A 2770-nucleotide genomic window follows, 5' to 3' on the forward strand; every position below is an offset into this window, starting at 1 on the left:
GGGGCCCGCAGGGTGAGCAGCGCGCCGTCGGCGCCGACCTCGGGCCGGATGGTCGCGAGGAGCGGGTCCTTGCGCTGGCTGCGGAAGACGCCCTCGTCGTCGACGACCATGAAGGCGCGGTCGTGGACGAGGCCCGCGGGCGTCAGGACCGCCTGGTCGAGGAAGGTGCCGGCGCAGCCCTTGACCGGGTAGGACGACAGTGCGACGACGGTGGCTGTGGCTGTTGTTGTCATGGGGTGACCATTCCTGTCGCTTCCTGGCCGTTTGGCTTCCTGGCTGTTTGCCGGCCGGCCGGGCTCGGAAAAGCCCGCACCCCGGGCCGTGGTCCGGCCCGGGGTGCGGAGTGGGTGTGCCCGTCGGCCTGTTACTTGGCCGCGGCGGCCTTCGGCGCCGGGACGGCGTGCGGGGTGCACGTGACGTCCTTGGCGTCGACCTTGCCGGTGAGCAGGTAGGTGTCGACCCGGTTGTTGATGCAGGGGTTGACGAGCCCGGTGACGCCGTGCGAGCCGGCGCCCTTCTCCGTGATCAGGCGGGAGCCCTGGAAGCGCTTGTGCAGCTCGACCGCGCCGACGTAGGGGGTGGCGGCGTCACGGGTGGACTGCACGATGAGGGTCTGCGGCAGGCCCTTGTAGGTCTTGACCTCGAGCGGCGTGCCCTGCGGGCCCTTCCAGGTGGCGCAGGGGAGGTTCATCCAGGCGTTGGCCCAGGTCATGAAGGGGGCCTGACGGTGGATGCGGGTGTTGTCGCGGTCCCACTTCTTCCAGCTGGTGGGCCACTTGGCGTCGGCGCACTCGACGGCCGTGTAGACGGCGTTGCCGTTCTCGGCGGAGACGGCACCGGCGAGGTCCGGCCCTGCGGCCTCGACGAGGGCCTTCTTGTCACCGGCGCGGTACTTCGCCCAGGTGTCGGCGACCGGGATCCAGGAGGAGTCGTAGTACGCGGCGCTCTGGAAGAAGTTGATGAGCTCGGCCGGGCCGACGACGCCGCCGATCGGCTTCTTCTTCGCCTCGGCGCGCAGCTTCAGCCACTGGGCGTGCACCTTGGCCTGGCTGTTGCCGATGTGGAAGACGGAGTCGTACTTGGCGACCCACTTCTCCCAGTCCTTGAAGCGGCCCTCGAAGGCGACGTCCTGCTCGAGGTTGGCGTCGTACCAGATGTTGCTGGTGGCCGGGTTGACGACGCTGTCCACGATCATGCGGCGGACGTGGTTCGGGAACAGCGTGCCGTAGACGGCGCCGAGGTAGGTGCCGTAGGAGACGCCCAGGTAGTTGAGCTTCTTCTCGCCCAGGGCGGCGCGCACGACGTCGAGGTCGCGGGCGGTGTTCATCGTCGTCATGTACGGCAGCATCTTGCCGCTGCGCTTGGCGCAGCCGTCCGCGTACTGCTTGGCCAGCTTGCGCTGGGCCAGCTTGTCCGCCTCGCTGCCCGGCACCGGGTCGGCCTTGGGGGCGGCGACGAACTGCTTGGGGTCGACGCAGGAGATCGGGGCGGACTTGCCCACGCCGCGCGGGTCGAAGCCGACGAAGTCGTACGCCTTGGCGATCTTGGTGTAGATGGGGTTCTTCGTCGTGACCTTGCGCGGGAACTTCAGGCCCGAGCCGCCCGGGCCGCCCGGGTTGTAGACCAGCGAGCCCTGGCGCTCCTTGGTGGTGCCGGTGGAGCGGACACGGTCCACGGCGATCTTGATCGTCGGGCCGTTCGGCTTGGCGTAGTCGACCGGGACGGTCACCCAGCCGCACTGGATGGGCTTCTCCAGACCCCAGGTGGCGGGACAGTCCTGCCACTTGATGCCCGTCTTCGCCGCCTTCGCGGCGGCGGCCTGCACGCCCTTGGCCTCGGCCGCGCCGCCGGGCACGCGCTCGGTGGCGCCGGCCGACGGGGCGGCCAGGAAGCCCGCGACGAGGGCGCCGGTCATCACGGTGCCGGTGGCCGCGCCGAGTATCGCTTTAGGTCTCACGTGGGAATCCCCCTGCTGGGAACGCCGTCCTCGGATCGGGACGGCGATGATCACAGAGCTGCACCAGGGATGATTCCGTCTCTCGTACCAAGATGGACAGGTTGTTCGGGTGAATCTTTACTAATCCGTAAGGATGACGTCATGACGGATGCCTCCTGTGGCTCTCTCGTCACGGCGGTCTCCGCCGTGCGCAGCAGTGTGCGCAGCCGCAGGGCGTCGGACGCGACGGCGCTCACCACGACGGCGGGCCCGGCGAGCGGCATGGCGGCGGCCGCGACCCCCTCGGCCGGCGGCAGGTCCGGCGCCGGCGGGGTGCCGCCGAAGGCCGGGTCGACGACCAGGAGCTGCCCCACCGCCCGGTGGCCGCCGAGGACGGCACCGCCGTCCCAGCCGGGCGCGCCCGGCCCGTAGGCCAGCTCCTGGTCGTAGAGCGGGCGGCCGGCGCGGTGGACGGTCAGCCGGGCGGTGAGCCGTCCGGGGCGCTCCCCCACGCGGCCGAGGACCTGCTCCTCGCGGAGCACCAGCCGGGCGGTGGGGGCGAGTTCGACGCGGGTGGTGGTGCGCAGGTCGCTGCCCGCGGCGGAGATCAGCGGCTCGGGGAGCCAGTGCAGCGTGGCGCCGTCCCCGACGGTGATCCGGATGTCGTACGCGGCCCGCGCGCCGGTCCGGCCGGGCAGGGCGATCGTGGCGGCCGTGGTGGTGAAGCGGAGCGCGGCGCCGTCCGCGACGGCGGCGGTCAGCGTCAGCCGGTCGCCGCCGAGCGGCGCGCTCATCGCGCCGACCTGCGCGACGTGCGCCACCGGGCCGCGCCGG

General features: G+C 71.7%; 3 protein-coding genes. All 3 read right to left on the reverse strand.

What is annotated here, in order from left to right:
• Positions 1-233: MOSC N-terminal beta barrel domain-containing protein (locus JNW98_RS26595; protein ID WP_223770840.1), on the reverse strand; the 233-nt coding region annotated here is incomplete at its 3' end.
• Between the two features lie 131 nt (positions 234-364).
• Positions 365-1915 carry an alpha/beta hydrolase gene (locus JNW98_RS26600; protein WP_223770842.1) on the reverse strand — a complete coding sequence of 517 codons (1551 nt, stop codon included), beginning with the start codon at positions 1913-1915 and terminating at the stop codon, positions 365-367.
• A 92-nt stretch (positions 1916-2007) separates the two neighbouring features.
• The coding region (locus tag JNW98_RS26605; RefSeq protein WP_223770841.1) for an urease accessory protein UreD at positions 2008-2770 on the reverse strand (763 nt) is incomplete at its 5' end.

Origin of the sequence: Streptomyces huiliensis (assembly GCF_020037025.1) — a bacterium.
Lineage (GTDB): Bacteria > Actinomycetota > Actinomycetes > Streptomycetales > Streptomycetaceae > Streptomyces > Streptomyces huiliensis.

Excerpts from the sequence above, each read along its gene's own strand:
- JNW98_RS26600 (WP_223770842.1), bottom strand. The coding sequence starts at position 1,915 with ATGACCGGCGCCCTCGTCGCGGGCTTCCTGGCCGCCCCGTCGGCCGGC.